Here is a 20,410-nt window from a genome sequence, read left to right on the forward strand (position 1 = left end):
TCCTGTGCGCACTTCGCGCCGCGCGCGGTGTCCGAGGGCGGCGGACGCGAGAACCGTGCCGGGCGCCCAGCAAACCGACCGCGACCTCCCGGAAGGAAGCCAGCCATCTTGAAGCTCTACTACGCCGATCACTTCGTCCTCCCGCTGCCCGACGGGCACCGTTTTCCGATGGAGAAGTATTCGCTTCTCCGCGCGCGCCTGCACGCCAGCGCGCGCTTCGACGACGATGACTTCCGCGTGCCCGCTGCCGCCAGCGACGCCGAGATCCTGCGCGCCCACGACGCCGGCTATCTGGCGCGCGTCGCCTCCGGCACGCTGGACGCGGCCGAGGTGCGCCGCATCGGCTTTCCGTGGTCAGAAGCAATGGTCGAGCGCTCGCGCCGCTCGGCCGGTGCCACGCTCGCCGCCTGCCGCAGCGCGCTCGCGCACGAAGGCGGCAGCGCCTGCGCCGCCAATCTCGCCGGCGGCACCCACCACGCCCACCGCGACTTCGGCTCGGGCTTCTGCGTCTTCAACGACGCCGCCATCGCCGCGCTGGCGATGCGCGCCGAAGGCCGCGCCGGCAGCATCGCCATCATCGACTGCGACGTGCATCAGGGCGACGGCACCGCCGCCATCCTCGCCGACGTCCCCGAGGTCTACACCTGCAGCCTGCACGGCGCGAAGAACTTCCCCTTCCGCAAGCAGGCGAGCGACCTCGACGTCGAACTGCCCGACGACACCGGCGACGCGGCCTACCTCGCCGCGCTCGACGCGGCGCTCGACACCGTCTTCACCCGCGCCCGCCCCGAGCTGGTGATCTACCTCGCCGGCGCCGACCCCTACGCCGGCGACCGCCTCGGGCGGCTCGCGCTCAGCATCGAGGGCCTGCAGACCCGCGACGAGCGCGTGCTCGGCGCCTGCAAGTCGGCCGGCGTGGCGGTCGCGGTCGCGATGGCGGGCGGCTATGCGCAGCCGATCGAGGACACCGTTACCGTGCATTTCAACACCGTGAGCACCGCGGCGCGCCTCTTCGCCGGGCGCAGCTGACACCGGCGCCACGCGCTCCGCGCCACCGCTGCCTGGACACGCCCAAAACGCCCGTTGCCTCGACTGGACCCAGCCCGTGCCACCGACCACGCCTCGCCTGCTCGGCGTCGACTTCACCTCCGCCCCCCGCCGCGCCAAGCCCATCACCGTTGCCCGGGGCCGGATCGACGGCACGCGCGTGGTCCTCGACCACATCGCCCGTTGCGAGGACTGGCCGGCGTTCGAGACCGTGCTCGCGGAGCCGGGCCCGTGGCTGGGGGCTTTCGACTTTCCCTTCGGCCTGCCGCGCGAGGCGGTCATCGACCTCGGCTGGCCGCAGACCTGGCCGGCGCTGGTGCGCCACTGCGCAGCACTCGGCAAGGCCGGCTTTCGCGCCGCGCTCGATACCTACAGGGCGACGCGCCCGGTGGGCCAGCGCTATGCCCACCGCGCCACCGATCTGCCGGCGCGCTCGCACAGCCCCCTGAAGCTGGTCAATCCGCCGGTGGGGCTGATGTTTCTCGAGGGCGCGCCGCGACTGCTCGCTGCCGGCGTGCATGTGCCCGGCATGCACGCGGGCGATCCGCTGCGAATTGCCGTCGAGGCCTACCCCGGACTGCTTGCGCGCCGCATCACGACGGCCTCCTACAAGAGCGACGAGCGCCGCAAGCAGACCGCCGAGCGGCGCGCGGCGCGCGCGCTCATGGTCGATGCGATCACCGCTCCTCGCTCGGCCGATACCCCTGCCGATGCACGCAACTGGCTGTGCGCCCCTCCGGCACTGCGCGCGGCCCTCATCGACGACGCGAGCGGCGATCTGCTCGACGCCACGCTCGCCCTGCTCCAGGCCGCATCCGCCGCGCGCGCCGGCCCGCCCGCGTTCGGACTGCCCGCCACGACAGACCCGCTGGAAGGCTGGATCGTCGACAGCTAGCCAGGCCTAGCGCAGCAACCCCCGCAGGTGGCTGTCCAGACGCTCACGGTTGGCAAAGGTCAGCTCGTACATGTTGCTGAGTGCCACCGCCTGCTCCTCGCTCAAATCGGGGCTGAAGATGATGAACTGGCTACGGTCGACGTTGATGCGCCTGCGCAGCTTCAGGTATTTCTCGATGTCCTGGCGGAATTCGCCGCTCTTGCACTCGACCACCACCGGCTTGTTACCGTCGACGAGCATGAAGACGTCCAATTCGTGCAGGTCATCGTTGTCGAAGACGATGTCGAGGTTACGTGCGCAGGCCGCGTTGTGGCGCCCATCCTTGAGCAGGGTCAGCGCCTTCATCAGGACGTACCACTCGACCCATTCGCCCCCAAAGAAGTCGCGCACCGGTGCGGCCTGCTGAAGCGTCACGCGGACGATCTTCTCGGGCTTCTGATAGAAGTACTTGGCAAGAAAGGTGTGTTCGTAAAGGCGCTTGCAGAAGGCATTGATGACCTGGGCGTCCTTCTGGCTGTAGTCGCCTAGCTTGAGGCTGAAGTTCGGCACGTCCTTGCGCTGCCCCCAGCGGATCTTGGACACGACTTCGCCGAGCAGTGCGTAGTTGTCACCGATCTCGACCGCGATCTCGTCGAAGAACCCGGAGGTCTCGACGGACTCCGGCACGGGCCGCGCCTGGATGCCGCGCTGGTGGAACCACGCGACGATGGGGGCATGCTGCTCGGCCGCCGCCAGAGCCGAAGTGTTGTGGAGGTCCAGTCCGGCAAGCTCGCTGCCGACAGCGGAAGCCGCAGGCGCCTCGGCAACCTCGGGCTGAAGCGCCCGCAGACGCTTGACCTCCTTGTTCAGCACCCCGTATTGCTGAAGCAGTCGGCGCACGAAGAATGTGGTGTCGTAGACCGGCGCATCGGCCTGACAGGAAGGGCAACTCGCCTGCGTTCCGGGCAAAATATCCAGGACTTCGCCGGTATGGCCGCATTGATTACAACGCTGGATTGGCATTACGAAACTCCACGACAGCTTCTCGAAGGCTGCGCAGTATAGCCACGGGGCGTGGTAGTCCCCTGCGAAAAATGACATGGACGTCGAACGATCTTGCCCGAAAGAGCCCCCCTGCCCTGCAACTGCCTCCTTGATCCGAACTCTGCGCCGTTCGTGCTGCCAGCAGCGAACACCCATCAGTTCAGGCAAGGGCCGCTCGCCCGATGCGGCGGTCGCCGATGAGCGCGCTCCTCGAAGCCCATGACATCGCCAAGCGCTTCGGCGGCCTGCAGGCGCTCGACGGCGTGTCCTTGAGCATCGGCAGCGGCGAGATCTACGGCCTCATCGGCCCCAATGGCGCCGGGAAGACGACCTTCTTCAACGCGCTTACCGGGCTCTACCCGCCCGATCGGGGCCGCTTCGTATTCGATGGGGCCGCGTTGATTCCGGGCAGCCCGCAGGCTGCCGTTGCGCGCGGGATCGCCCGTACGTTCCAGAACATCCGCCTTTTCCGCGAACTGAGCGTGCTCGAGAACGTCATGGCCGCGCGGCACGTGCACACCCGCGCCGGAGTATGGAGCGTGCTCGCTGGCAGCGCAGCGAGCCGCTCCGAGGCGCAGGCGTGTGCCGAGCGCGCGCGCGCGCTGCTCGACTACGTCGGCATCGGCCGCCTTGCCGGCAGCCTCGCCCAGCAGCTGTCCTACGGGGACCAACGCCGGCTAGAGATCGCCCGCGCCCTTGCCACCGAGCCGCGCCTGCTCGCCCTCGACGAGCCGGCCGCCGGCATGAACGCGACCGAGACCGGCGCGCTCCGCGAACTCATCGAGCGCATCCGGGCCAACGGCATCACCGTGCTGCTGATCGAGCACGACGTGAAGCTGGTCATGGGATTGTGCGACCGCGTCGCGGTGCTCGACTTCGGCCGCAAGATCGCCGAGGACGCCCCCGCCGTTGTCCAGCGGGACCCCCGGGTCATCGAAGCCTACCTGGGAGGCGGCCCCCATGGGCACTGATCAGGCGCCGTCGCCCCTGCTGCAGATCCGCAACCTGCACGTCGCCTACAACGGGGTGCGCGCGGTACGCGGCATCGACCTCGAACTGGGCGCGGGCGAACTGGTCTGCCTGATCGGCGCCAACGGAGCAGGCAAGACGAGCACGCTGCACGCGCTGGCCGGCATCCAGCCGCTCGCCGGCGAGATCCGCTACGCCGGCGCGCGCATCGACGCGCTGCCCGCCCACGAGCGCGTGCGCCGCGGCATCGCGCTGGTGCCGGAAGGCCGCGGCATCTTCGCCCGCCTCACGGTCGAGGAAAACCTGCGCATGGGCGCGTACAGCCGCAGCGACCGCGCCGGCGTAACGGCCGATCTCGAGCGCGTGCATGCGCTGTTGCCGCGCATGCGCGAACGCCTGCATCAGGTCGCCGGTACGCTCTCGGGCGGCGAGCAGCAGATGCTGGCCATTGGACGTGCCCTGCTGTCGCGTCCGCGCCTGCTGCTGCTGGACGAACCCTCGATGGGTCTGGCACCGCGGATGGTGGAAAAGGTGTTCACCGTCATCCAGGACATCGCCCGCGAGGGCGTCGCGCTGCTGCTCGTCGAGCAGAACGCGCGCCTTGCGCTGGAGCTCGCCGCGCGCGGCTATGTGATGGACACCGGCCGCATCGTCCTCGCCGGACGCGGCGCCGACCTGCTCGCAGACCCGCGCGTGCGCGCGGCGTACCTCGGCGAGGCGCCCTGAGGACAAGCGCAAGCGCGCCCGTCCGGCGTGGCTCGATGGCGCCGAACAGCGCATGGCATTCATCGTCGCCAGCGCGTGCGGACTGACCGTCTGCATGCTCGCCGACGGCATCGGCATGCCGCGCCACTGCTTCATCCAGGCGCCTCGTCGCGCGCGCCAGCCCTTCGCGCGCGGATCGCGCCAACGGCAAGCGCGAAGGCTCCGAACTGTCGGTCGGCAATCATCAGCCCGACCTGTTCGATACGCGCGCCGCGCAAGCGCGGTGCGTCGGGCACGGCTCGACCGCGCCAGCTCGACTGGAAAGCATCGATCATCAAGAGCAGCGTGACCCACCGTCCGGCAGGTGGCTCGAACGCGGCCTGGTAATTGACGCCATCGAAGCCGCGGTCCGTACGCAGGTTGAGCTTGTAGCGGTGGCCATCGCCGCGCACGACGAGTTCGATCGCGTCGATGTCCGAGGCCAGCGGCGGTGAAACCGATGCGCGCACCGAGGCGAAGCCGCCGTTGTTGTCTGGCGAGACCTGCCCGCCGAACACGGCGTGGCCGGCCGGATCGAAGCGCAGCGCGCTGCGGGAGAGGCCGCCCATGACGCGGTCGTCGATGGCGGACCAGGCGACCACCGTTTCGGGGCGGTCGAAGTGGAATAGCGTTTCGGGCATGGCGGGATTATGGCGCCGATGACCGGCATTGCGATGCGGAGCAGAATTCCGGCACACATCTAGACGACCGGTCTATTCCTGCGTACACTGACGGCCCATGACGACCCGCCATACCGACACCCGCCAGCACATTCTCTGTATCGGCAAGCAGATCATCGCGGCCAAGGGTTTTTCCAGCGTCGGCCTCGCCGAGCTGCTGCAGGCGTCCGAAGTGCCGAAGGGCTCGTTCTATCACTACTTCAAGTCGAAGGAGCTCTTCGGCCAGGCGCTGCTCGAGGACTACTTCACCGACTATCTCGCCGAGCTCGACACGCTGATGCAGACGCCCGCCCTGTCGGGCCGGGATCGTCTGCTGCGCTATTTCGAGCAGTGGCGCACGACCCAGGCGGACGATTGCGACGAGCAGAAATGCCTGGTGGTCAAGCTCAGCGCCGAGGTCTCGGACCTGTCCGAGCCGATGCGGCTGACGCTGCGCGACGGCACCGAGCGCGTCATCGCGCGCTTGGCGCAGTGCGTGGCGGACGCTGTCGAGGACGGCTCGCTCGCGGCGGTCGAGCCGCTTTCCACGGCGCGCACGCTCTATTCGCTGTGGCTGGGCGCCAACCTGCTCGCCAAGCTCCACCGCAACGCCGAACCGCTCGAGCAGGCGTGGACGGCGAGCCTGCACCTGCTGGCGGCCTGATCCGGCAGCGTGCGCCCAATCACGCAGTGCGCGCAAAGCGCCCCACAGCATTTCGCCATGTCGAACCGCGGGCCGATCCGCTCGATCCCCACGCATCCCCGTCCGGCCACTGTCGCCCGACGCCACGAACCAAGGACCCTCACATGCTGAACTTCGACTTCTACAACCCCACCCGCGTCGTCTTCGGCGAGGGCACCATCGCCCGCCTGGACGAGCTCGTGCCCGCCGATGCGCGCGTGCTGGTGCTCTACGGCGGCGGCAGCGCCGAACGCAACGGCACGCTGGCCGAGGTCGAGGCCGCGCTCGGGCAGCGCAGCGTGCAGCGCTTCGGCGGCATCGAGCCCAACCCGAGCTACGAGACCCTGATGAAGGCCGTCGAGCAGATCCGCCGCGAGGGCCTCGACTTCCTGCTCGCGGTGGGAGGCGGCTCGGTGATCGATGGCACCAAATTCGTCGCCGCAGCGGTCGGGCACGCGGGCGACCCGTGGGAGATCCTGCAGACGCGAGGCAAGAGCGTCTCCAGCGCCCTGCCCCTCGGCTGCGTGCTCACCCTGCCCGCGACCGGCTCCGAGATGAACTGCGCCTCGGTCGTCACGCGCAGGTCCCTCAACGCCAAGATCGGCTTCTTCAGCCGGCATGTGTTCCCGCGCTTCTCGGTACTCGACCCGGTGAAGACGTACACCCTGCCGCCGCGCCAGATCGCCAACGGCGTGGTCGACGCCTTCGTGCACGTCGCCGAGCAGTACCTCACCTACCCGGTGAGCGCAGCGGTGCAGGACCGCTACGCCGAGAGCCTGCTGCAGACCCTGATCGAGGTCGGCCCGCAGGCGCTGGCCACGCCGCAGGACTACGACGTGCGCGCCAACCTGATGTGGGCGGCGACGCAGGCGCTCAGCGGCCCGGTCGGCGCAGGCGTGCCGCAGGACTGGGCGACGCACATGATCGGCCACGAGATCACCGCGCTACACGGCCTGGACCACGCCCAGACGCTGGCGATCGTACTGCCCGCCCTGCTCGCCGAGCGCCGGGCGCCCAAGCGCGCGAAGCTGCTGCAGTACGCCGCGCGGGTGTGGAACATCCGCGACGGCGACGAGGACGCACGCATCGATGCCGCGATCGCGCGCACGCGTGAATTCTTCGAGTCGCTCGGGGTGAGGACGCGGCTATCGGGCTACGGCATCGGTGCCGAAGCGATCGACGCGCTGGTCGCCCAGCTCGAGGCCCACGGCATGACCGCGATCGGCGAACACCGCGACCTCGACCTCGCCACCAGCCGCCGCATCCTCGAAGCCTGCCTCTGAAACCCCATCGCTTCCCGAACACCCTGCAAGGACACCCCGCATGACCGCACTTTTCGAGCCCTTCAAGCTCAAGGACCTCACCCTGCGCAACCGCATCGTCGTGCCGCCGATGTGCCAGTACATGGCCACCGACGGTGTGGTCAATGACTGGCACCGGGTGCACTACCCCGCGATCGCGCGCGGCGGCGCCGGCCTGGTCATCGTCGAGGCCACCGCGGTGTCGCCCGAAGGCCGCATCACGCCCAACTGCACCGGGCTGTGGAACAACACCCAGGCCGAGGCGCTGGCGCCGATCGCCGCCTCGATCAAGGCCGCGGGCGCCGTGCCCGGCATCCAGATCGGCCACGCCGGCCGCAAGGCCAGCGCCAACCGGCCGTGGGAGGGCGACGACCACATCGCCGCCGACGATGCGCGCGGCTGGCCGACGATCTCGCCCTCGGCGACGGCCTTCGGCGCCAACCTGCCCAAGGTCCCGCGCGCGATGACGGTGGACGACATCGCCCGCGTGCGCGCGGACTTCGTCGCCGCCGCCCGGCGCGCGCGCGAGGCCGGCTTCGAGTGGCTGGAGCTGCACTTTGCGCACGGCTATCTCGGCCAGAGCTTCTTCTCGGTGCATGCCAACCAGCGCGACGACGCATACGGCGGCAGCTTCGACAACCGCAGCCGCTTCCTACTCGAGACCCTGCAGGCGGTGCGCAAGGTGTGGCCGGAGCACCTGCCGCTGACCGCGCGCTTCGGCGTCATCGAGTACGACGGCCGCGACGAGGAGACGCTGGCCGAGTCGATCGAGCTCGCGCGCAACTTCAGGCGCGAGGGCCTGGATCTGCTCAGCGTCAGCGTGGGCTTCTCCACCCTCGCGGCCAAGGTGCCCTGGGGCCCGGCCTTCCTCGCCCCGATCGCCGAGCGCGTGCGTCGGGAGGCCGACCTGCCGGTGGCTGCGGCCTGGGGCATCGACAACCCGGCGATCGCCGACGCCTGCGTGCGCGACGGCCAGCTCGACCTGGTGATGGTCGGCCGCGCCCACCTCGCCAACCCCCACTGGCCGATGCAGGCTGCACGCGCGCTCGGCGTCGAGCGCCCGACCTGGGTGCTGCCGGCCCCGTATGCACACTGGCTGGAGCGCTATTCTGCGCGCTGATCCAGACGTTCGAAGCAACGCCCGGGGGCGCAGGCCACCGCGGGCGTTGATTACACTTCCGAGAGTGTTTTCACCGCCTCGTCGTACCAGGCGATCCAGCCCTGTTCGTACTGGATGCCGGCCTTGAGGATCAGGTGGTGGATGCGGCGCTGTCGGGTGGATTCACCGCCGGCCGGAAAGTCGCGCGCCTCGATGGCGCGGTAGGCGCGCAGCTTGTCGGCGTGGCGTGCGCGGCGGCGCTGGAGCTCTGGCAGCAGGCCAAGCGGTCCGATGACCGCATCGGCGCGCAGGCGCACCATGAACTCGTCACGCAGCTCGGGCAGGGGCGCAGCCTCCGCCGCCCAGCGCATCAGCTCGTCGCGCCCGGCGGGCAGCACGAGGTAGGTGCGCTTGCGTGTGCGGCCGGCTTCGGGATCGGGCTCGGATTGGATCCAGCCTGCATTTTCCATGCGGCCGAGCTCTCGGTAGATCTGCTGGTGCGTGGCCTGCCAGAAGTGACCGATGGACTTGTCGAAGCGCCGCGCCAGGTCGTAGCCGGACGAGGGTTGTTCGAGCAGCGAGGTGAGCAGGGCGTGAGCGAGCGACATTCGCGAAGTCTAGCCGTGCGCCGCGCAACCATGCAACGCGTTGCATAGTCGCACAGGATCTTCTACAGTCCTGCAACTGGTTGCATAGTCGGATGGGGCTGCCTGCCGGCGCGCGCGTTCTCCCTCCCCTCGCGCGCGCGTCGGCCTCCCTCGGGTCCTCGTCCGGCCATGCGGCCAGCCCCGGACAAAACCACGCGGAATCACGCGCCCCCAGACCTGATTGCGAGCGAGACGATGGCCACCTATCCGAACCTGTTCCGCCCCCTGGACCTCGGCTTCACCACCCTGCCCAACCGCTTCCTGATGGGCTCGATGCATGTCGGTCTGGAAGAGGCCGAAGGGGGCTTCGAACGCATGGCGGCCTTCTACGCCGAGCGGGTGCGCGGCGGCGTCGGACTCATCGTCACCGGCGGCATCGCCCCCAACCTCGAGGGCCGGCCATGGAGCGGCGGCGCCACCCTGACCACCGCGGAGGAAGCCGCCCGCCACCGCGTGATCACCGACGCGGTGCATCGCGAGGGCGGAAAGATCGCCATGCAGATCCTGCACTTCGGCCGCTACGCCTACCACCCCGAGCTGGTTGCGCCCAGCCCGATCCAGGCACCCATCTCACCGTTCGCGCCGCGCGAGCTTTCTGGCGACGACGTCGAGCGCACGATCGAGGACTTCGTGCGCTGCGCCGAACTCGCCCGCGAAGGCGGCTACGACGGCGTCGAGATCATGGGTTCCGAGGGCTACCTGATCAACGAGTTCATCGTCGCCCACACCAACAAGCGCACGGACGAATGGGGCGGCGCCTACGCCAACCGCATCCGCTTCGCCACCGAGATCGTGCGCCGTACGCGCGAGCGCCTCGGGCGCGAGTTCATCATCATCTTTCGCCTGTCGCTCCTCGACCTGGTCGAGGACGGCTCCACCTTCGAGGAGGTGGTGCAGCTCGCGCAGGCGATCGAGGCCGCCGGCGCCACGCTGATCAACAGCGGTATCGGCTGGCACGAGGCGCGCATCCCGACCATCGCCACCTGCGTGCCGCGCGCCGGCTTCGCCTGGGTGACGCAGAAGCTCAAGGACCACGTCGGCATCCCGCTGATCGCCACCAACCGCATCAACACGCCCGAGGTCGCAGAGGCCATCCTCGCCGAGGAGAAGGCCGACATGGTGTCGATGGCGCGGCCCTTCCTCGCCGATCCGGACTTCGTGCGCAAGGCGGCCGAAGGACGCGGTGCCGACATCAACACCTGCATCGCCTGCAACCAGGCCTGCCTGGACCACACCTTCAACGGCAAGATCACCTCCTGCCTGGTGAACCCGCGCGCCTGCCATGAGACCGAGCTGGTGATCGAGCCGACCACCACGCCGCGCAGCATCGCGGTGGTCGGCGCCGGCCCGGCGGGTCTGGCCTTCGCCACCACTGCCGCGGAGCGCGGCCACAGGGTCACGCTGTTCGAAGCGGGCGAGCGCATCGGTGGGCAGTTCAATATCGCGATGCAGATCCCGGGCAAGGAGGAGTTCGCCGAGACCCTGCGCTACTTCGGCCGCCGCATCGAGCAGACCGGGGTGGTGCTCAAGCTCAACACCCGCGTGACGGCTGCCGAGCTCGCCGGCCGGTTCGACGAGGTCGTGCTCGCCACCGGCATCGTGCCGCGCGTGCCCGACATCGAGGGCGTGGATCACCCCAAGGTGCTCGGCTACCTCGACGTGCTGCGCGACAGGAAGCCGGTCGGTCGCCGCATCGCGATCCTCGGCGCCGGCGGCATCGGCTTCGACGTCGCGGAATACCTCAGCCACGAGGGCATCAGCCCCAGCCTGGCGCCGGAAAAGTTCTACGCCGAATGGGGCATCGACGCGCGCTACGTGCGCCGCGGCGGCCTGATGCGTCCGCAGCGCGAGAACGCGCCGCGCGAGATCGTTCTGCTGCAACGCAAGACCAGCAAGGTCGGCGAGGGCCTGGGTAAGACCACTGGCTGGATCCATCGCACCGCGCTGAAGAACCGCGGCGTGCAGATGATCGCGGGCGCCACCTACCATCGCATCGACGACGCCGGCCTGCATGTGACGATCGGCGGCAAGGACGAGGTCCTCGTGGTCGACAACGTGATCCTGTGCACCGGCCAGGAGCCACGCCGCGAGTTGCAGGCTGCGCTGCTCGAGGCCGGCATGCGGGTGCATCTGATCGGCGGCGCGGACGTTGCCGCCGAACTGGATGCCAAGCGTGCGATCAAGCAGGGCGTCGAGCTCGCCGCGCGTATCGAGATGACGCAGACCGCGCCGGCCCTCGTCCCGGGTCAACTCCCCGCCTCGGCGACCATCGCCGGCATCCCGCTGCCGCAGTTCGACACCCTGCGCATCACGCTGGACGGCCAGGTCGCCATCGTCACCCTGAACCGCCCCGACAAGGCCAACGCGATGAACCTGCAGATGTGGCACGACATCCGCAGCGCGATGCAGTGGGTGGACCGCACGCCCGCCGTGCGCGTGGCGATGCTGCACGGCGCCGGCGACAACTTCTGCTCCGGCATCGACCTGCAGATGATGATGAGCATCCTGCCCACCGTGAAGGACGCCTGCGAGGCGCGCACGCGCGAGAACCTGCGCAACCTGATCCTCGACCTGCAGGACACGCTCACCAGCCTGGAACGCTGCCGCAAGCCGGTGCTCGCCGCGATCCATGGCGCCTGCGTCGGCGGCGGCGTGGACCTGATCGCCTGTGCCGACATGCGCTACTGCGCCGCGGACGCGAAGTTCTCGGTCAAGGAAATCGACCTCGGCATGGTCGCCGACGTCGGCAGCCTGCAACGCCTGCCCCGCCTGATCGGCGACGGCATGGTGCGCGAGCTCGCCTACACAGCACGCAAGGTGGACGGCGCGGAGGCCGCGCGCATCGGCCTGGTGAACCGAGTCTTCGCTACTGGCGAAGCGCTGATGGAGGGCGTGATGCAGATTGCCCACAGCATCGCCGCCAAGTCGCCGCTGGCCATTCGCGGCACCAAGGACGCGCTCAACTACGCCCGCGACCACAGCACCGCGGACGGCCTCGACCGCGTCGCCACCTGGAACGCGGCGATGCTGATGTCGGAGGACCTGCAGGCAGCGATCCGCGCCGGGATGACGCGGCAGGCGCCGAAGTTCAGGGACTGAAGCGCCGGCTTCGGCCCGCTGCGCCTGCGGAGCGCGGTCGCTTGAAGCGGCCGCCCTCCACGTGCATCACTCGATCGTGACCCGCATCGCCGGCGGGCGCAGGCCGCGGCGCTTGCGCTCGGCGGCGATGAGCTCGGCGATGTCGGTGTTCTTGTTCTGCAGCGCCCAGGCATCGGCGGACAGCCCGACGTCATTGAGCGCATTGAGGTCGGTCTGCGGCAAGGCAAGCAGGCGCCGGACCACGCCGGCGTGGCCGTTGCGCGCGGCCAGCATCAGCGCCGTCGCTTTGTTCGGCGCGGGCGCATTGACATCGGCACCCGCCGCAACAAGCGCGTCCAGGATGCCCTCGCGGCCCTCGAACGCGGCGTAGTGCAGCGGCGCCCAGCCCTCGTGATTGACCGCCGCGCCACCCTTGAGCAGCGCACGGGCGACGTCGTCGTGGCCGCGCAGCGCCGCAAGCATCAGCGCGGAATCACCCGCCTGGTTGCGGTAGTCGATCCGCGGCCGGTACTTGAGCAGGGTCTCCACGGTATCGAGCTGGCCCTCGCGCGCGGCCAGGATCAGCAGCGAGTTGCCTTGGGCGTCCACGGTGTTGGGGTCGATGCCGCGGTCGAGCAGGCCGGCGAGCTGGCGGCTGTCGCCCAGGGTCGCGGCGCTCAGCGCATCGTCGTAGCTGCCGGCGATGGTTGCGCACGAGAACAGCGTGCTCGCCGCAAGCACGGTCGCAGCGAGCAGCTTGCGCGGAAGGAGTCCCGCAGCGGGCGTGTCACGAGGGTCTTTGGACATGGCGGAAGAGGCGGAAGAAGTTGTCGGTGGTGGCTTGCTCGACGCTTGCCAGCGGGATGTCGCGCAGGCGGGCGATCTCCTCGGCCACATGCACGACCCAGCCCGGCTCATTGGTCTTGCCGCGGTGCGGCACCGGAGCCAGGTAGGGTGAATCGGTCTCGATCAGCAGTCGATCGAGCGGCACGCGCCGGGCGACCTCCTTGAGGTCCTTGGCGTTGCGGAAGGTGACGATGCCGGAGAAGGATATGTAGAAGCCGAGCGCGAGCGCGGCCTCGGCGACCTCCCAGGTCTCGGTGAAGCAGTGCATGACGCCGCCGGCCCGGTCGGCCCCCTCCTCGCGCATCAGACGCAAGGTGTCCTCGGCGGCGCTGCGGGTGTGGATGACCAGCGGCTTGCCGGTGGCGCGCGCGGCGCGGATGTGCACGCGGAAGCGCTCGCGCTGCCACTCCGGGGCATCCTTCTGCCAGTAGTAGTCCAGCCCGGTCTCGCCGATGGCGACCACCTTGGGATGATCGGCGAGCGCGACGAGGCGGGCGACGTCGGGCTCGTCCACGCCGTCATTGTCGGGATGCACGCCGACCGTCGCCCACAGGTGGGCGTGACGTTCGGCCAAGCCGAGCACGCGTGGGAAATCCTCCAGCTTCACGCTGATGCACAGCGCCGTACCGACATCGTTGGCGGCCATCGTGGCCAGCACCTCATCGACGCGGTTGGCGAGGTCGGGAAAATCGAGGTGGCAGTGTGAGTCTACGAACATCCGGATCCTGGCAGAGAAACTCGATGGTGGAACAACTGGGGGCCGACCCGGACGCAACCCGGCGCCACCGGAAAGATGCCGCATGCGCGGTGGGAACGGCCTCAGAGCGTGTGCGTGGGCCGGTTCGAGCCGAGATGTCCGGCCAGCACCTGCTCGATGCGGCTGCGCAGCACCTTGCTCGACTCGTCGGCCGAGAAATGCACGCCGATACCCTGCGTCTTGCCGCCCTGGGAGCCGTGCGGCGTGATCCACACCACCGAGCCCGCGACCGGGTGGCGGGTGGGATCGTCCATCAACTGCAGCAGCATGAACACCTCGTCGCCGAGCTTGTAGGTCTTCGGCGTGGGTACGAAGATGCCGCCGTTGCTGAGGAAGGGCATGTAGGCCGCATACAGCGCCGACTTCGAGTTGATGTTCAGCGACAGCACGCTCGGTCGACTGACGGCGGGGCGGGCAGCTTCGGTCATCCTCTGGCTCCGGCGATGGCGCGCGCGTAGCGCATCAGCATATCTTCCAGAACCAGGCGCAGGCTCAAGGGGTGGCGCGACACCTTGTGTATCTGGACGAGCTCATTGTAGCAGCCGCTCGCGGCCGCCACGCTCATGCGGCTGGCGAGCGCCGACAGCACGCCTTCCTGCGCCGGAAAGAAGCGTACCCGGCCGCCCAGGCGCAGCGCGGCGAGATCGCTCACCCAGCGCTGCATCCAGTCGCTGAGTTCGGGGAGGCCGAAACCGGCTGCGCCGGCCTCCTTCGACTTCAACCAGGTCTCCCACTGGCCAGCCAGGCGAAGCACGTCGGCCACCTGAAGCCCCGAGAGGTCGCGCACGAAGCGCGCCAGCAGTTCGCCGCCCCCCGCTGCCGCGAGGCGCTCGGCCGCGAGCGGCATGCCACCGCCGAGCGCCAGCAATGCCTGCGTCTGCGCGTCGGCCCGAGCGCGCCAGTGCGCCAGTTCGTCTTCAGCCGGCCGGGTGAAGTGCCACTGCTGGCAGCGGCTGCGAATGGTCGCCAGCAAGCGACGCGGAGCGGAAGAGACGAGCAGGAACACGCACCCCGCCGGCGGCTCCTCGAGCAGCTTCAGCAAGGCATTGGCGGTGTACAGGTTCATCGCTTCGGCGGGATCGAGCACCACCACACGACGCGAACCGTGATGCCCGGTGACGCTGAGCGACGCCTGCAGGTCGCGGATCTGCTCGATGACGATCTGCTCCGAGGCGGCCTTGCCGGTGGCCTCGCGCACGGGTGCGTCGGCTTCGCCCTCGGCGCGCTCGGCGGCCAGCTCGGCCGCCGGCACCACCCGCATGAGGTCGGGATGGTTGCCGGTGATTCGCCACTGGCAGGGTTCGCAGCGGTCGCAGGCATGTCCGTCGGACCGCGGGGCGTCGCAAAGCAGACGGGCGGCGAGCGCCTCGGCGAGCGCACGCTTGCCGAGGCCTGCCGGGCCGACGAAGAGCAGCGCATGCGGCAGCCGCTCGCCGAGTTCGACGAGGCGCGTCCAGGTCGGCTGCAGCCAGGCGTGGATCATGAGAAGAAACGTTCGCGCACGATGCGCTCGATGTCGACGCTGATGCGCTCTGGCGCGCGGTCGGCGTCGATGACGCAGATGCGCTGCGGCGCAAGGCGGGCGCGCTCGAGGTAGGCCTCGCGCACGCGCACGAAGAAATCGCGCTGCTCGCGCTCGAAGCGGTCGGGATCGACCCCGGTGGAGGCCACGCGCGCGGCGGCGACCGCCGGATCGAGATCGAACACCAGGGTGAGGTCGGGCTGCAGGCCGGGATGTACCCAGCGCTCGAGCGCGTCGAACTTGGCGCGGTCCAGGCCGCGGCCACCCACCTGATAGGCGAAGGTGGCGTCGGAGAAGCGGTCGCACACCACCCAGCGCCCGGACGCGAGCGCCGGCTCGATGCGCGCGGCGAGGTGCTCGCGGCGCGCGGCGAACATCAGCATGGCCTCGGTCTCGAGATGCATCGGCGCGTGGAGCAGGAGCTCGCGCAGGCGCTCGCCGAGCGCCGTGCCGCCGGGTTCGCGGGTCTGATCGACGGCCACCCCGCTCGCCCGCAGCAGCGCCACCACGGCGGCGATCTGGCTGCTCTTGCCCGCGCCGTCGATGCCCTCGAAGGTGATGAACCGCCCCCGTGGCTGCGGCGCGCGTGCCAACGCTGCAGCTGTGACGGGTGCTTCCGGGGCGCTTGAGGATGTCATTTCGGCATTCGCGAGATTGGGAGTGATCGACCCCGGGACGGACTGCAGGGTGCTCATCCGCCGCCTCCATTGCGGATGAACTTGTTCACCGCGCGGTTGTGCTCGGCGAGGCTGCGGGAGAACTCGCTGCTGCCGTCACCTCGGGAGACGAAATACAGGAAATCGCTCTTGTCCGGCTGCACCGCGGCACGCAGGGCGGCCTCTCCCGGCATGGCGATCGGCGTGGGCGGCAGGCCCGCGCGGATGTAGGTATTCCAAGGGTGATCGGTTTCGAGATGGACACGCCGCAGGCGGCCGTCGAACTCCGGGCCAAGACCGTAGATGACCGCGGGGTCGGTCTGCAATCGCATGCCGATGCGCAGGCGGTTGGAAAACACCGATGCGACCAGGCCGCGATCCTCGGGGCGGCCCGTTTCCTTCTCGATGATCGAGGCCAGGATCAGCGCCTCGTAGGGCGACGCAAGCGGGCTGGCCGGATCGCGCGCGGCCCACGCGCGTTCGAGCCGCGCCTGCATTGCGCCATGGGCGCGCTTGAGCACCGCGAGCGCGCCCGAGCGCTTGTCGAAGAGATAAGTGTCCGGGAAGAACAACCCTTCCGGGTGCTTCTCGCGCGCGCCGATGCGGCTGAGGATCTCCGTGTCGGAGAGGCCTGCGATGTCCGCCTCGAGGTCTGGATGCGACTCCAGCGCCTGGCGCACCTGGCGGAAGGTCCAGCCCTCGACGAGGAGGAGCTCGCCCTGCGTGACGTCGCCATCGGAAAGCTTGAGGATCAGCTGCCAGGGCGTGATGCCTGCGTGCACCTCGTAGCTTCCGGCCTTGATGCGGTGGGCACGCCCGCCGATGCGGGCAAGGAGGCTGAGCAGGCGTGCATCGACGTCGACTCCGGCGCGCTCGATCAGGCTCGCTGCCTGACGCATGGCGACGCCGCGCGGAACGGTGAAATCGACCGCATCGGCTGCGAGCGCAAGCGGACGATGGGCGTACCACCAGCCCGCGCCTGCCACGAGCGCGGCGGCGGCGAACAGCACGATCAGGAGGCGGAGGAAGAGACGCTTCATCGAGGGTCGCGAATGACGGAAAACCCCTGCCGGCGCCAGGGGCGACCGGTCTGCGGAGGGCGCATATAATACTGCATTGCCCCTTCGCCCCCTTATTCCGAACGCCGATCATGACAGCCTGGACCGAACACCTTGCCCGCCTGGGCGCCACCCTGGACGCCGCCGCCCTGAGCTTTGCCGAGCCCGCCGCCGAGGCCCGCGCCGCCACCGAAGCGACCATCGCGGTGCCCTTGCTGCACCTGGGTACGATCCGCTCGGTGGGCCCGGACTCCGCTGCCTTCCTGCACAACCTGGTGTCGAACGACGTCAAGAAGCTCGAAGCGGATGCCGCCGCGTGGAACAGCTTCAACTCGCCCAAGGGCCGCATGATCGCGAGCTTCCTGATGTGGTCTGAGGCCGAGGGCCATGCGCTGATGATGTCCGCCGACATCCTGCCTGCCTTCCTGAAGAAGTTCTCGATGTACGTGCTGCGCAGCAAGGTCAAGCTCTCCGACGCCAGCGCGGAACTCGCCCTCATCGGCGTCACGGGTCCTGCCGCTGCCGCTGCCCTCGAGGCCGCCAGCGCGGTGCTCCCGTCCGCCGACATGAAGCAGACCGTGTCGGCAGGCGGACTGCGCTGCATCCGCCTCGCCGAGAACCGCTTCGTGCTGGCCGTGCCCGCCGCCTCGGCACCGGCAGTCTATGACGCGCTGTTGTCCGCCGGTGCGGTACGTGCCGGGACCGCGGCCTGGCAGCTGACGATGATCCGTGCCGGCCTGCCGCTGATCACGGCGGCCACGCAGGAGGAGTTCGTCGCGCAGATGCTCAACTACGAGCTCATCGGCGGCGTCAGCTTCCACAAGGGCTGTTACCCGGGCCAGGAGATCGTTGCCCGCACGCAATACCTCGGCAAGCTCAAGAAGCGCACCTACCGCGTGGCCGTACCGGCGGGCGTGGAGGCGAAACCGGGCATGGATCTCTACGCGCCCGATTTCGGCGAGCAGTCCGCGGGCAAGCTGGTGAACGTCGCGCCTGCCGCCGACGGTGGCAGCGAGGCGCTGGCGGTGATCCAGTCGAGCAGTGCCGAGGCGGGCGAGCTTCATCTCGCCGCAGCGGACGGCCCGCGCCTGCGCGTGCTCGACCTGCCCTACGCCCTCGCCTGAGCGCCAGGACGCACGGGCGATGTGCCTCGTCGTCTTCGCGTGGCAGGTGCATGCCGACTATCCCCTGGTACTCGCCGCCAACCGCGACGAGTACTTCAAGCGGCCGGCGGCCCCTGCGCACTGGTGGACCGATGCGCCCGAGCTGCTCGCCGGGCGCGACCTCGAGGCCGGCGGCACGTGGATGGGCCTGAGCCGCAGCGGCCGGTTGGCCGCGCTCACCAACTACCGTGACCCCAGCCGCCACCTGCCCGGCGCGCCCTCGCGGGGCGCACTGGTGCGCGCGGCCCTCGAGGACGACCGGCCGGCACACGAGAGCCTGCGCCAGCTCGGTGCGCGCTCGCAGGCCTATGCCGCGTTCAACCTGCTGGTCGGGGACGGCACGCACCTGGGGGTACTGGAAAGCACGACGGGCCAGGTGCGCGCGCTCGCACCCGGCGTCTATGGCCTGTCCAACCACCTGCTCGACACCCCCTGGCCGAAGCTGGTGAAAGCCCGCGCCGGGCTCGCCGCACACATCGCGCATCCGCCGGGTGGCGAGGAGACCCTCGTCGATGCCTTGCTCGGACTCATGCGCGACCCGGTCCCCGCCCCCGACCCGCACCTGCCCGACACCGGCGTGAGCCTGGAGTGGGAGCGCTGGCTCTCACCGGCCTTCATCCGCGCACCGGGCTACGGCACGCGCTGCACGAGCGTGGTGCTGCGCGACCGCGGCGCTCGCACGCGCCTCGTGGAATGGACCTGGGACGTGGACGGCGAACTGCTCAACCAGGTCGATCACCGCTTCACGGCGCGCGCGCCGGGCTGAGCCCTCACAGGCTGCGGCGCATCGTCCGATGCTCGATGCCGGCCTCCAGGAAGACCTCGCCACGCTCGACGAAGCCGAGGCGGCGATAGAAATCGAGTGCATGCACCTGCGCGTTGAGCACCACCTCGGTCAGCCCCTGGCGCACCGCCTCGGCCATCAGCGCCTGCAACACCGCAGCGCCGACCCCCGCGCCACGCAGCGCGGCGAGCACCGCCATGCGGCCGATGTGGCCGTCAGGCAGCAGGCGCCCGGTCGCCACCACGGACCCGCTTACGTCACGCGCGATCGCGTGACGACTGACCGCATCCATCGCGTCGCGCTCGATCGATTCCGGCACGCCCTGCTCGACCACGAAGACCGCGGTGCGCACCGGCAGCACCAGGGCCCGGGCGCGCGTCCAGTCGGCGACCTCCACGTCGACGCGGATCTGGCGCAACTCCCGATTCGCGCTCATTCCACGATCTCCACCTGCGTCCCTACCGGCACAAGCTCGAACAGCTCGATGATGTCGCGGTTGCGCATGCGCACGCAGCCGTGCGAGCGCGGCGTCCCCATCGGCTGATCGTCGCCGGTGCCGTGGATGTAGATGTAGCGCCGCATCGAATCCACCCGCCCGCCGCGATTGCGGCCCGGCTCTTCGCCGCACAGCCACAGGATGCGCGTCAGCACCCAGTCGCGGCCGGGATGCGCGGCCGCGAAGGCCGTCGTCCACACCTCGCCGGTCGCACGCCGGGCGCGGAACACCGCACCGCTGGGCGCGCCGGCGCCGATCCTGGCACGGATGCGGTGGCGCCCGCGCGGCGTGCGGTAGCTGCCAATCTCCTCGCCAGCGCCGTTGGCGGCGGTCGACACTGCGTAGCGCCGGATGCAGGCGCCATCGTCACCGAAGACTGCCAGGGTCTGCCGGCCGATATCCACCTCGACGCGCATTCAACCCACCATCGTCCGACCGCGCCGGGCCGCAAAGAAGCGCGACAACATGCTTCCGCACTCGTCGGCGAGCAGCCCCCCCTCGACGGTCGCGTGGTGGTTGAGGCGCGGTTCTGCGAACAGATCGAGCACGCTGCCCGCGACACCGGTCTTGGGGTCGCGCGCGCCGAAGACGACGCGCGCGATGCGCGCGTGCATGATCGCACCCGAACACATCGCACACGGCTCCAGGGTCACGTAGAGCTCGCAGCCGGGCAGGCGGTAGTTGCCAAGGCGCGCGGCGGCGTCGCGCAAGGCCATGACCTCGGCGTGTGCGGTGGGGTCGTGGCGGCCGATCGGCTGGTTGAAGCCGCGGCCCACGATCGCGCCCTCGAGCACCACCACCGCCCCCACCGGCACCTCGTCGCAGGCACCGGCCGCGCGTGCCTGTTCGAGCGCCGCGCGCATGAAATCTTCGTCGTTCATCGTCACGTTCACCTGGGAATGGGCAGGATTCTAGCCCGAACGCTGCCGTGGCCGCGGCCGGCTCTGCGTCGGGCGAGGCCACGACCCACTCGCGCGCGCGCAG

Annotated in this window: 22 protein-coding genes; 10 read left to right on the plus strand and 12 right to left on the minus strand. The window is 69.7% G+C overall.

The window, feature by feature from the left end; genetic code table 11:
* Positions 1-108 precede the first annotated feature (108 nt).
* Both AAG895_RS11510 and AAG895_RS11515 read left to right on the plus strand, forming a co-directional pair.
* Entirely contained in the window at positions 109-1,029 is a 921-nt protein-coding gene (locus tag AAG895_RS11510) for a histone deacetylase (RefSeq protein ID WP_345792149.1), read from the plus strand.
* A 76-nt stretch (positions 1,030-1,105) separates the two neighbouring features.
* A complete protein-coding gene (locus AAG895_RS11515) occupies positions 1,106-1,942 on the plus strand; it encodes a DUF429 domain-containing protein (RefSeq protein WP_345792150.1) in 837 nt (278 codons plus the stop codon).
* 6 nt (positions 1,943-1,948) lie between these two features.
* On the opposite strand, the gene AAG895_RS11520 is transcribed toward AAG895_RS11515, so the two are convergent.
* Positions 1,949-2,944, minus strand: coding sequence for a hypothetical protein (locus AAG895_RS11520; RefSeq protein ID WP_345792151.1), 996 nt, complete (start codon positions 2,942-2,944; stop codon positions 1,949-1,951).
* 218 nt (positions 2,945-3,162) lie between these two features.
* On the opposite strand from AAG895_RS11520, the gene AAG895_RS11525 reads away from it, so the two are divergent.
* Positions 3,163-3,936, plus strand: a complete 774-nt coding sequence (locus AAG895_RS11525) for an ABC transporter ATP-binding protein (RefSeq protein ID WP_345792152.1) — start codon at positions 3,163-3,165, stop codon at positions 3,934-3,936.
* Positions 3,926-4,660, plus strand: coding sequence for an ABC transporter ATP-binding protein (locus tag AAG895_RS11530; protein ID WP_345792153.1), 735 nt, complete (start codon positions 3,926-3,928; stop codon positions 4,658-4,660). Before AAG895_RS11525 ends, AAG895_RS11530 begins: the two co-directional genes overlap by 11 nt.
* Before the next feature lie 131 nt (positions 4,661-4,791).
* Here AAG895_RS11530 and AAG895_RS11535 read toward each other — a convergent pair whose 3' ends face one another.
* Positions 4,792-5,319, minus strand: a complete 528-nt coding sequence (locus AAG895_RS11535) for a CIA30 family protein (protein WP_345792154.1) — start codon at positions 5,317-5,319, stop codon at positions 4,792-4,794.
* Between the two features lie 97 nt (positions 5,320-5,416).
* Between AAG895_RS11535 and AAG895_RS11540 the strand changes: the two genes are divergently transcribed.
* From AAG895_RS11540 to AAG895_RS11550, 3 genes are all read left to right on the plus strand, one after another.
* Complete coding sequence (locus tag AAG895_RS11540) at positions 5,417-6,001, plus strand: TetR/AcrR family transcriptional regulator (RefSeq protein WP_345792155.1); 585 nt, start codon at positions 5,417-5,419, stop codon at positions 5,999-6,001.
* A gap of 143 nt (positions 6,002-6,144) precedes the next feature.
* Positions 6,145-7,302 (plus strand): iron-containing alcohol dehydrogenase, encoded by a 1,158-nt coding sequence (locus tag AAG895_RS11545; protein ID WP_345792156.1) that lies wholly within the window; start codon positions 6,145-6,147, stop codon positions 7,300-7,302.
* A 40-nt stretch (positions 7,303-7,342) separates the two neighbouring features.
* Positions 7,343-8,440 carry an NADH:flavin oxidoreductase/NADH oxidase gene (locus tag AAG895_RS11550; RefSeq protein WP_345792157.1) on the plus strand — a complete coding sequence of 366 codons (1,098 nt, stop codon included), beginning with the start codon at positions 7,343-7,345 and terminating at the stop codon, positions 8,438-8,440.
* A 50-nt stretch (positions 8,441-8,490) separates the two neighbouring features.
* Here the strand turns inward: AAG895_RS11550 and AAG895_RS11555 are convergent, their stop codons facing one another.
* Positions 8,491-9,027 (minus strand): PadR family transcriptional regulator, encoded by a 537-nt coding sequence (locus tag AAG895_RS11555; protein ID WP_345792158.1) that lies wholly within the window; start codon positions 9,025-9,027, stop codon positions 8,491-8,493.
* A gap of 234 nt (positions 9,028-9,261) precedes the next feature.
* Between AAG895_RS11555 and AAG895_RS11560 the strand changes: the two genes are divergently transcribed.
* The gene (locus AAG895_RS11560; protein ID WP_345792159.1) at positions 9,262-12,165 is read left to right on the plus strand and encodes a crotonase/enoyl-CoA hydratase family protein; all 2,904 of its coding nucleotides are present in this window, start codon (positions 9,262-9,264) and stop codon (positions 12,163-12,165) included.
* A gap of 66 nt (positions 12,166-12,231) precedes the next feature.
* Here the strand turns inward: AAG895_RS11560 and AAG895_RS11565 are convergent, their stop codons facing one another.
* The 6 genes from AAG895_RS11565 to mltG form a co-directional block, all read right to left on the minus strand.
* Complete coding sequence (locus AAG895_RS11565; protein WP_345792160.1) at positions 12,232-12,951, minus strand: ankyrin repeat domain-containing protein; 720 nt, start codon at positions 12,949-12,951, stop codon at positions 12,232-12,234.
* Positions 12,932-13,708, minus strand: a complete 777-nt coding sequence (locus tag AAG895_RS11570) for a TatD family hydrolase (RefSeq protein WP_345792161.1) — start codon at positions 13,706-13,708, stop codon at positions 12,932-12,934. The genes AAG895_RS11565 and AAG895_RS11570 overlap by 20 nt, the downstream gene beginning before the upstream one ends.
* A gap of 101 nt (positions 13,709-13,809) precedes the next feature.
* Positions 13,810-14,175 carry a PilZ domain-containing protein gene (locus AAG895_RS11575; RefSeq protein WP_345792162.1) on the minus strand — a complete coding sequence of 122 codons (366 nt, stop codon included), beginning with the start codon at positions 14,173-14,175 and terminating at the stop codon, positions 13,810-13,812.
* Positions 14,172-15,230, minus strand: a complete 1,059-nt coding sequence (gene holB / locus AAG895_RS11580) for a DNA polymerase III subunit delta' (protein WP_345792163.1) — start codon at positions 15,228-15,230, stop codon at positions 14,172-14,174. Before holB ends, AAG895_RS11575 begins: the two co-directional genes overlap by 4 nt.
* Positions 15,227-15,907 carry a dTMP kinase gene (gene tmk / locus AAG895_RS11585; protein WP_345792164.1) on the minus strand — a complete coding sequence of 227 codons (681 nt, stop codon included), beginning with the start codon at positions 15,905-15,907 and terminating at the stop codon, positions 15,227-15,229. The genes holB and tmk overlap by 4 nt, the downstream gene beginning before the upstream one ends.
* Before the next feature lie 53 nt (positions 15,908-15,960).
* On the minus strand, positions 15,961-16,965 hold the full coding sequence (gene mltG, locus AAG895_RS11590) for an endolytic transglycosylase MltG (RefSeq protein WP_345792165.1): 1,005 nt from the start codon (positions 16,963-16,965) through the stop codon (positions 15,961-15,963).
* Between the two features lie 110 nt (positions 16,966-17,075).
* Between mltG and AAG895_RS11595 the strand changes: the two genes are divergently transcribed.
* On the plus strand, positions 17,076-18,107 hold the full coding sequence (locus tag AAG895_RS11595; protein WP_345792166.1) for a folate-binding protein: 1,032 nt from the start codon (positions 17,076-17,078) through the stop codon (positions 18,105-18,107).
* Between the two features lie 19 nt (positions 18,108-18,126).
* A complete protein-coding gene (locus AAG895_RS11600; protein ID WP_345792167.1) occupies positions 18,127-18,912 on the plus strand; it encodes an NRDE family protein in 786 nt (261 codons plus the stop codon).
* Positions 18,913-18,916: 4 nt separating this feature from the next.
* On the opposite strand, the gene AAG895_RS11605 is transcribed toward AAG895_RS11600, so the two are convergent.
* The 3 genes from AAG895_RS11605 to tadA are packed head-to-tail and all read right to left on the minus strand — an operon-like array spanning position 18,917 to position 20,307.
* Entirely contained in the window at positions 18,917-19,366 is a 450-nt protein-coding gene (locus AAG895_RS11605; protein ID WP_345792168.1) for a GNAT family N-acetyltransferase, read from the minus strand.
* The gene (locus tag AAG895_RS11610) at positions 19,363-19,842 is read right to left on the minus strand and encodes a L,D-transpeptidase (RefSeq protein WP_345792169.1); all 480 of its coding nucleotides are present in this window, start codon (positions 19,840-19,842) and stop codon (positions 19,363-19,365) included. Before AAG895_RS11610 ends, AAG895_RS11605 begins: the two co-directional genes overlap by 4 nt.
* Positions 19,843-20,307, minus strand: a complete 465-nt coding sequence (tadA, locus tag AAG895_RS11615; RefSeq protein ID WP_345792170.1) for a tRNA adenosine(34) deaminase TadA — start codon at positions 20,305-20,307, stop codon at positions 19,843-19,845. It lies immediately after the preceding gene.
* Positions 20,308-20,410 lie beyond the last annotated feature (103 nt).

This window comes from Thauera sp. JM12B12, from assembly GCF_039614725.1.
Lineage (GTDB): Bacteria > Pseudomonadota > Gammaproteobacteria > Burkholderiales > Rhodocyclaceae > Thauera.

Coding starts and splice junctions, on each gene's coding strand:
- AAG895_RS11520 (WP_345792151.1), bottom strand. CDS start 2,944: ATGCCAATCCAGCGTTGTAATCAATGCGGCCATACCGGCGAAGTCCTG.
- AAG895_RS11525 (WP_345792152.1), top strand. CDS start 3,163: ATGAGCGCGCTCCTCGAAGCCCATGACATCGCCAAGCGCTTCGGCGGC.
- AAG895_RS11530 (WP_345792153.1), top strand. CDS start 3,926: ATGGGCACTGATCAGGCGCCGTCGCCCCTGCTGCAGATCCGCAACCTG.
- AAG895_RS11535 (WP_345792154.1), bottom strand. CDS start 5,319: ATGCCCGAAACGCTATTCCACTTCGACCGCCCCGAAACGGTGGTCGCC.
- AAG895_RS11540 (WP_345792155.1), top strand. CDS start 5,417: ATGACGACCCGCCATACCGACACCCGCCAGCACATTCTCTGTATCGGC.
- AAG895_RS11545 (WP_345792156.1), top strand. CDS start 6,145: ATGCTGAACTTCGACTTCTACAACCCCACCCGCGTCGTCTTCGGCGAG.
- AAG895_RS11550 (WP_345792157.1), top strand. CDS start 7,343: ATGACCGCACTTTTCGAGCCCTTCAAGCTCAAGGACCTCACCCTGCGC.
- AAG895_RS11555 (WP_345792158.1), bottom strand. CDS start 9,027: ATGTCGCTCGCTCACGCCCTGCTCACCTCGCTGCTCGAACAACCCTCG.
- AAG895_RS11560 (WP_345792159.1), top strand. CDS start 9,262: ATGGCCACCTATCCGAACCTGTTCCGCCCCCTGGACCTCGGCTTCACC.
- AAG895_RS11565 (WP_345792160.1), bottom strand. CDS start 12,951: ATGTCCAAAGACCCTCGTGACACGCCCGCTGCGGGACTCCTTCCGCGC.
- AAG895_RS11570 (WP_345792161.1), bottom strand. CDS start 13,708: ATGTTCGTAGACTCACACTGCCACCTCGATTTTCCCGACCTCGCCAAC.
- AAG895_RS11575 (WP_345792162.1), bottom strand. CDS start 14,175: ATGACCGAAGCTGCCCGCCCCGCCGTCAGTCGACCGAGCGTGCTGTCG.
- holB (WP_345792163.1), bottom strand. CDS start 15,230: ATGATCCACGCCTGGCTGCAGCCGACCTGGACGCGCCTCGTCGAACTC.
- tmk (WP_345792164.1), bottom strand. CDS start 15,907: ATGACATCCTCAAGCGCCCCGGAAGCACCCGTCACAGCTGCAGCGTTG.
- mltG (WP_345792165.1), bottom strand. CDS start 16,965: ATGAAGCGTCTCTTCCTCCGCCTCCTGATCGTGCTGTTCGCCGCCGCC.
- AAG895_RS11595 (WP_345792166.1), top strand. CDS start 17,076: ATGACAGCCTGGACCGAACACCTTGCCCGCCTGGGCGCCACCCTGGAC.
- AAG895_RS11600 (WP_345792167.1), top strand. CDS start 18,127: ATGTGCCTCGTCGTCTTCGCGTGGCAGGTGCATGCCGACTATCCCCTG.
- AAG895_RS11605 (WP_345792168.1), bottom strand. CDS start 19,366: ATGAGCGCGAATCGGGAGTTGCGCCAGATCCGCGTCGACGTGGAGGTC.
- AAG895_RS11610 (WP_345792169.1), bottom strand. CDS start 19,842: ATGCGCGTCGAGGTGGATATCGGCCGGCAGACCCTGGCAGTCTTCGGT.
- tadA (WP_345792170.1), bottom strand. CDS start 20,307: ATGAACGACGAAGATTTCATGCGCGCGGCGCTCGAACAGGCACGCGCG.